At 69.7% G+C, this 7,203-nt stretch carries 7 protein-coding genes; 4 read left to right on the top strand and 3 right to left on the bottom strand.

Going from position 1 to position 7,203, the window contains the following annotated elements; translation table 11 throughout:
• Positions 1 to 108 precede the first annotated feature (108 nt).
• Positions 109 to 2,250, bottom strand: coding sequence for an aspartate kinase (locus VFZ09_RS24005; protein WP_329729971.1), 2,142 nt, complete (start codon positions 2,248 to 2,250; stop codon positions 109 to 111).
• 355 nt (positions 2,251 to 2,605) lie between these two features.
• Here VFZ09_RS24005 and VFZ09_RS24000 point away from each other — a divergent pair, with 355 nt between their 5' ends.
• The 4 genes from VFZ09_RS24000 (at position 2,606) to VFZ09_RS23985 (ending at position 5,911) form a co-directional block, all read left to right on the top strand.
• Positions 2,606 to 2,977 (top strand): DUF2256 and DUF3253 domain-containing protein, encoded by a 372-nt coding sequence (locus tag VFZ09_RS24000; protein WP_329729970.1) that lies wholly within the window; start codon positions 2,606 to 2,608, stop codon positions 2,975 to 2,977.
• Positions 2,978 to 3,062: 85 nt separating this feature from the next.
• The gene (locus VFZ09_RS23995) at positions 3,063 to 3,749 is read left to right on the top strand and encodes a Smr/MutS family protein (RefSeq protein ID WP_329729969.1); all 687 of its coding nucleotides are present in this window, start codon (positions 3,063 to 3,065) and stop codon (positions 3,747 to 3,749) included.
• Between the two features lie 36 nt (positions 3,750 to 3,785).
• Positions 3,786 to 4,781 carry an adenosine deaminase gene (locus VFZ09_RS23990; RefSeq protein WP_329729968.1) on the top strand — a complete coding sequence of 332 codons (996 nt, stop codon included), beginning with the start codon at positions 3,786 to 3,788 and terminating at the stop codon, positions 4,779 to 4,781.
• Between the two features lie 5 nt (positions 4,782 to 4,786).
• Positions 4,787 to 5,911: a quinone-dependent dihydroorotate dehydrogenase gene (locus VFZ09_RS23985; protein WP_329729967.1), complete on the top strand. Its 1,125-nt coding sequence runs from the start codon at positions 4,787 to 4,789 to the stop codon at positions 5,909 to 5,911.
• Positions 5,912 to 5,933: 22 nt separating this feature from the next.
• Here VFZ09_RS23985 and VFZ09_RS23980 read toward each other — a convergent pair whose 3' ends face one another.
• Positions 5,934 to 6,713, bottom strand: coding sequence for a type 1 glutamine amidotransferase domain-containing protein (locus tag VFZ09_RS23980; protein ID WP_329729966.1), 780 nt, complete (start codon positions 6,711 to 6,713; stop codon positions 5,934 to 5,936).
• 200 nt (positions 6,714 to 6,913) lie between these two features.
• Complete coding sequence (locus VFZ09_RS23975) at positions 6,914 to 7,048, bottom strand: hypothetical protein (RefSeq protein ID WP_329729965.1); 135 nt, start codon at positions 7,046 to 7,048, stop codon at positions 6,914 to 6,916.
• Positions 7,049 to 7,203: the final 155 nt, after the last annotated feature.

Below are 7,203 nucleotides of genomic sequence, written 5' to 3'. Positions count from 1 at the left end.
CACCTCGACGCCAGCTGGCCCGAGTACAACCGCCTCTACGCCCACCCCTTCACCTGGTCCTGGACTCGCGCCAAGATGCACTCGTGGGTGGACCGGCACCTGTCCTGACTATGTTGAAAAACTTGTCGGACAGTCCACTAGCTCCCGCGCGAGGATGAGGGCCTTGCGCGCCACGTCCAGGCCCGACAGGTCATCGCGCGGGTGGGGCTCGGTGTAGCCGTTGGCCCGGGCCGTCCGCACCGCCTGAGACAAGGGCACGCCGTCCATCAGCGCATGGCAGATGGCTCCGAGCGAACCGGAGAAGCACCCCTCGATGCGCTCCACGCGGTCCCCGGTGCGCACCAGGTTCTTCAGCGTCTCGATGACCGGGAGACTCGCGCCCACGGTGGTCTCGTAGTGCCAGGTGCGAAAGTGCGCGCGGGCCAGGGCCTGCAGGGACTCGCACTCCTTCCAGGGACGCGCGAGCGGCTTCTTGTTCGCAGCCACCACGTGGATGCCCCGCCGGAACGCCTCGGCGTAGAGCGTCTCCAGGCCGTCCGCAGCGGTGCAGTCCACCAGCACCGGCACGGACAGGCGCGACAACCGCTCGAGCAGCGGTTTCACGTCCGGAGGCGTCGTGCTGCCCGGAGAGACCTCCGCGAGCCTCGCGTGGACCTCGGCGGGCGGCAGGCCCCGGGGCTCGAAGAGCGCGCGGCGGCTGTCCACCACGCCCACCAGGCGCAGGGCCACACCGTGCCGGGCCTCGAGCGTCCGCGCGTTCTCCGCGAGCTGGGCGAGCAACCGTCCGCCCACCGTCCCCTTCCCCACCAGGACGACGTTGATCTCCGTCTCGTTGAGGTTGAAGGCGCTGTGCACGGTGCGCACCGCCACGGCCGTGTCCTCGGCGTCCACGGCGCACGACACGCTGCGCGAGCTGGCCCCCTGGAGGATGGCGCGCACGTTCACGCCCACGTTCCCGAGCGCGTGGAAGAACCGGCCCGCCACATTCGGCCGATGGCCCATGGACTCGGCCACGAGGGTGACCAACGTCACCGGCGCGAGGGGCGGAGGGACGCGCACCTCCCGCCGCTCGCGCTCACCTCGCAGCGCTTCCTCAAGCACCGCGTGGGCCCGCTCGGCCTGTGCCTGGGGCACCACCAGGGAGATGGAGGGCGCCAGCGCGGACAGCGTCCCGCCCCATACGGTGATGCGGGCCGCCTCGAGCGCCTGCAACACGCGATGCCCGAGCGGCTCGCTGAGCGTGGGACGCAGGGACTCGACGTGGAGCAGGGCCAGACGCTCCAGGCTCGTGACACTGGTGGGCCGGTGGGGATCCGGATTGCCCTCGGCGTCGATGCGCGTGCCCGGGGCGTCCGGCTCGGTGGTGCCGCGGATGTGCAGCGCGGCCCCGCTCTCGAGCAGCGGAATCATCGTGCGCGGGTGGAACATGCGGGTGCCGAAGTGGGCCAGCTCGAGCGCCTCGGCGTACGTCATGCGCGGCACGGGGTAGGCGTCCGCCACGAGGGCCGGGTCCGCCGTCATGACGCCGGGCACGTCCGTCCACACCGTCACCTGCCGGGCCCCGAGCAGCCACGAGAGCAGCGTGGCGGTGTAGTCGGAGCCATTGCGGCCCAGCGTGGTGGTGCGGCCCTGGTGCGAGCGGGCGATGAAGCCGGTGATGACGGGCACCTTGCCCACCCACCCGGAGACGAGCGGCGTGAGGCGGGCGCGGCTCGCCTCGATGTCGACCCGGGCCGCGCCCGCCGTCTCATCGGTGACGAGGAAGGTGCGCGCATCCACCGCGAGGGCGGGAATGCCCCGGGCCGTCAGGGCGCGGGCGACGAGCTCGGAGGAGATGCGCTCGCCCACGGACAGCACCTCGTCGAGCGTGGCCGGCGTGCACTCGCGGGTCAGCTCCACGCCCGTGAGCAGCCGCTCGATGGGGGCCAGGAGTTGCTCCACCGTCTTCTCGTGCGCGGTGAGGACGGCGCCCTCGAGGACCGTGCCCGCGATGGACCGGGCGAGACCGCGAACCCGGGACAGCTCCGCGCCGCTGCCCACCGCGTCTCCCCGGGCGGCGGCGTTGGCCGCGGAGATGAGCCAGTCCGTGGTATCGCCGAGCGCGGAGACGACGACGGCGAGCGGACGTTGGGCCTCGGAGATGAGGGAGAGGACGCGCGGCAGCCGTCCGGGCGTGCCGACAGAGGAACCACCGAATTTATAGACACACCACGGCCTGCTCGCGGCGGGGTGCGAGGGATTGCTGCTCACGGATGTCTTCCTTTCGGAACTGCTGGGGCGAGGAACCGCGAGCCCACGGCGGGACGAAAGGCGGAGCTCGGAGCGAGGAAGCTCGGAACGCAGCCGTGCCGCGGGCGGTGTCAGGTGGGAAACCCGGGCACCCGCGGCGCTTCAGAGGGGGAGTTCAGCTTGGAACCGGCTGGAGTCCCATCCTCACGCGAACGCGCGCATGCCCGGGCCACGCATGAGCATGGCCTCCATGGACATCGGCATTCGGGTGACAGGACGGAACACGAAATTCTCCAGACGCGTGCGATGGAGATACAGGCAGCATGCTTCGCTGTCAACCCTGAGTCCGGTTACTTTTGAATCACTGACATCACCGATGCCGACTCCGCCTCCGAAAACATGTGCCGTCTGTGGCCGGACCATCACCTGGCGCAAGAAGTGGGAGCGCGACTGGGAGAACGTGCGCTACTGCTCCGACCGGTGCAGGAGCCGCAAGGCGCGGGGGCGGGATGACCCGCTCGAGCAGCTCATCCTGGACGTGCTCGCCACACGGGCCCGGGAGGCGACGGTATGTCCCTCGGAGGTGGCGCGTGCCGCCGGGGAGGACGGCTGGCGCGAACGCATGGAGCCCGTGCGCGAGGCGGCCCGGCGGTTGGTGGCGCGTGGAGAGCTGGACATCCTCCAGGGCGGCCGGGTGGTGGACCCCTCGACGGCCCGAGGCCCCATCCGCCTGCGCCTGCGCCGCTGAGAGTCAGCGGGTATACCTCTCTCCGCTCGGAGACCGAGAAACCGGGTTGAACTGCGGCCCACTCTGACGCATTACAAATCCCACCATGAGCGATCGCGGCTCCCCCAAGAAGAAGAGCGAAAGCTTCAACAACCCCTTCAAGTCCGCCCTGGCGGACCTCAAGAAGAAACAGGCCGAGCCGCCCAAGAAGCCCCAGGCGCCTCCCCCGCCCTCCAAGCCCTCCAGGTCCAAGCGCCCCCAGGAGGAGGACGACATGTCCCTCTTCCTCTCCGCCATGGACGGCGTCGAGCAGATCACCCACCGCGGTGCCGAGCCCCCCCCGCCCAACCCCCGGCTGCCCGAGATCATCGACGAGAACGCCGAGGCCCTCGCCGAGCTCGCCGAGCTCGTGGCCGGCCAGGGTGACTTCGATGTCGCCGAGTCCAACGAGTACATCGAGGGCGCCGCTCCGGGCATCGACGCGCGCCTGCTGCGCTCGCTGCGCCGGGGTGACTTCTCGCTCCAGGGACGCCTCGATCTGCACGGCATGACCCAGGCCGAGGCCAAGACGGCCGTGGACCGCTTCCTCTCCGAGAGCCGCCGCGCCCACAAGCGCTGCGTGCTCATCGTCCACGGGCGTGGTTTGAACTCCCAGGATCAGATCCCCGTCCTCAAGCAGCGCATCCGCGAGTGGCTCGCCCAGAAGAGCATCGGCAAGACGGTGCTCGCGTTCGCCACCGCACGTCCCCAGGACGGAGGCACGGGCGCCGTCTACGTGCTGCTCCGCCGTTAGCTGGACGGCCGGGCGGCTCTGTGCATACATGCCGCCATGGCACGCGATCTCATCGATCTGCACATCCACGTGGGTAGCTCCGTGGCTCCCCACGTCCTCTGGTCCCTCGCGCACCAGCAGGGCTTCAAGCTCCCCGTGAGGGACTACTTCGAGTTCGTCGAGCTCATCACCTCGCGTCCCGGCAAGGTGGGCAGCCTCGAGGACTACCTGAAGATCCTCCACACCTATACGGAGAAGATTCAGAGCTCGCCCCTGGCCGTCGAGCGCTCCGTCTACGAGATCATCGGCAAGGAGTACCGCGGCAGCCGCGTCTCGCAGATCGAGCTGCGCTTCAACCCCATGAAGCGCAACCTCAACTCCGAGCTCGACCTGGACCACATCATCCACGCGGCGCTGCGCGGCATGGACCGGGCCATGCTCGAGTACGGCGTGAAGGCCGGCCTCATCTTCTGTCTGGCCCGCGAGTTCGATCACCGGCTCAACAGCATCATCGTGGACAAGGCCATCAAGTACCGCGGCCGCGGCGTGTATGGCATCGACCTGGCCGGCACGGAGAAGCACGCGCTGGAGCTGGAGCCCTCCGTGGTGGGGCAGTACGAGGACCTCTTCGCCCGCGCGCGCAAGGCCGGCCTCAAGTGCACCGTGCACACCGGGGAGACGAAGGGCACCGGCGCCGAGGGCGTCATGGCCGTGGTGGAGAAGCTCAAGCCCCACCGCATCGGCCACGGCATCCGCGCCGCCTACGACGAGTCCGCCATGAAGCTGCTGCGCGAGCGCGACGTGGTGCTCGAGCTGTGCCCCACCTCCAACCTCCACACCCGCGCCGTGGAGGGGCTCGACGAGCTCCAGCACATCATGCGCACCTTCTGGGACCGGGGCGTGAAGTTCACGCTCAACACCGACGGCACCTACCTGCTGGAGACGGACATGCTGCGCGAGGTGGAGCTCGTCGAGAAGAACGGGCTGCTCTCCGCCGAGCAGGTGGATCAGACGCTCGCCTGGGCGCGCCAGTACTCCTTCATTCCCACGTGAGCCCCATGTACCGCCTTGCCCGTGCCCTCCTCTTCCTCTTCTCCGCCGAGCGCGCCCACCGCCTGGGCATGACCCTGCTGCGCTGGCTCGGGCACCTCGCGGGGACGTGCCGCAGCATGCGCGCGCGCACGCTCGCCGCCGTCACCTATGACGCCTCGGTGAAGGTGGCGGGCCTGGAGCTGGCCCACCCGGTGGCGCTCGCCGCGGGGCTCGACAAGGAGGCCGAGGCCGTGGATGGGCTGCTGGCGCTCGGCTTCGCCGCCGTGGAGGTGGGCACGCTCACCCCGAGGCCCCAGCCGGGCAACCCGAAGCCGCGTCTGTTCCGCATCCCCGAGCACCGTGCGCTCATCAACCGGATGGGCTTCAACAACCACGGAGCCGCCAACGCCGCCGAGCACCTCCGGGCGCGCACCTGGCACCCCGCTCCGGTGGGGGTGAACATCGGCAAGAACAAGGACACGCCCCTGGAGCAGGCGGTGGACGACTACGTGGCGTGTGTGGACACGCTGGCCCCGCTCGGGGACTACGTGGTGATCAACGCCAGCTCGCCCAACACCCCGGGCCTGCGCAAGCTGCAGGAGCCCGAGCAGCTCACCGCGCTCCTGCGGGCGGTGAAGGCGCGCCTGGAGCAGGTGTCCCCGGGCAAGCCCCTCTTCCTGAAGATCGCCCCGGATCTCACGCCCGAGGCGGTGGACGAGGTGGTGGACGTGGTGCGCGCGTGCGGCCTGGCGGGAATCATCGCCACCAACACGACCATCGCGCGGCCCTTCGAACACCCGGTGGCGAAGGAGACGGGCGGGCTCTCGGGAGCGCCCGTGCGCGAGCCGGCCAACGCCGTCATCCGCCGGGCCTACGCGCGCAGTGGAGGTGCCCTGCCCATCATCGGCGTGGGCGGCGTCTTCACCGCCGAGGACGTGTACGAGAAGCTGAAGGCCGGAGCCTCGGTGGTGCAGGTGTACACGGGCTTCATCTACGAGGGCCCGGGCATGGTGCGCCGGCTGCTCGAGGGCCTGGGCCCGCTGCTGGCCCGGGATGGCTTCCGCTCGGTGCGCGAGGCCATTGGCGCGGACCACCGCGTTGCCCCCCCAGCCGCCCTGCCCCAGCACGAGCCCCCGCGCCCACAGGCCTGAGGCCGGAGCGGGCCTGGGGCGGTTACCTGCTCAAGGTCTTGAGGATGAGGTGGGCCACGGCGCGGCCGGAGTACTGCTGCTGGCCGGTGACGAGGCGCCCATCCCGGGTGGCGAAGGGTGCCCAGGGCGCGGCGGAGATGAAGGTCCCGCCGCGCAGGGGCACCTCGTTCTCGATCCAGAAGGGCATGAGCCCCGTCACCCCCAGCATCTGCTCCACCTGGCGCTCCTCGGCGTTGGAGAAGCCCGTCACCGTGCGGCCCCGCAGCAGGTAGCTGCCATTGGAGAGGCGCACGTTGAGCAGCGCCGAGGTGCCGTGGCAGAGCGCGGCCACCACCTTGTCCTGCTCCCACATGGTGCGGACGGCCTGCTGCACGGAGGGGTCCGTGGGCAGGTCGAACATGGCGGCGTTGCCACCCGCGAAGACAATCACCTCATACTTGGAGAGCTCCACCTCTGACAGCCGCAGCGAGCTGTTCAGCTTGCTCATGGGGCCCTGCATGTGGAGGAAGCCCATGGACACCATGTCGTGGGTGGAGAGCCCGTAGGGATTGCGCGGGTCGCTCCAGGGGTCGATGGAGGGAGTTCCCCCCAGCGGGCTGGCGATGTCGGCGGTGAAACCGGCCTCGGTCAGCTCGTGGTAGGCGTGGGTGAGCTCGGCCAGCCAGAAGCCGGTGTCCCAGCCGTTGTTCATCCTGGTGGCGCTGCTGACGACGAAGAGCACGTCCTTCTGCGTGTCTCCCCCGGTCTGGGCGAAGGCAGGGAGGGAGAGCAGCAGGACGGCAAGGCTCAGGAGCTTCTTCATGGCGACCTCGGGTGACAGGGGTTGGAACCACAGGGGCGGTCCCTTCTCGGAACCGCCCGGCGAACAGCAAGGTAACCAAGGTCAGCTCATGCAGTGAGTGCAACGTTGGCAGAGCAATGATGCATGCGGTGCAGGATGGCGAAGGCAACGCCTCATCCCCGCCTCCCCCACGAGAGGCTGGGGTGTCTGCCGGAAAGTCCTCAGCGGGCCGGCACGTCCCAGGCGAGGTGCAGGTGTTCGAAGCCCCGCAGGAAGAAGTGGGGCCGGCGCACGGGGCGCTTGCCCTCGACGTAGCGAAGGTTCGGCAGCTGCCGCAGCAGCACCTCCAGCGCCACACGCGCCTCCAGGCGTACTACAGTGGGACTTTGGCGCGAGGGTCTCTGCGTCGGTAATGGCAGCGTTTGGCGATGGCCTGATGGCGGCGTCGCCAGCGGCTCCAGTGCAGGACGAAGTCCAAGGCCGGCCGCACCACCCAAGCGATGTTCAGCAG

It is taken from the genome of Archangium sp. (genome assembly GCF_036277355.1).
In the GTDB taxonomy this organism is placed as follows: Bacteria; Myxococcota; Myxococcia; order Myxococcales; family Myxococcaceae; genus Archangium.
This window is presented reverse-complemented; position numbering and strand designations above follow the sequence as displayed.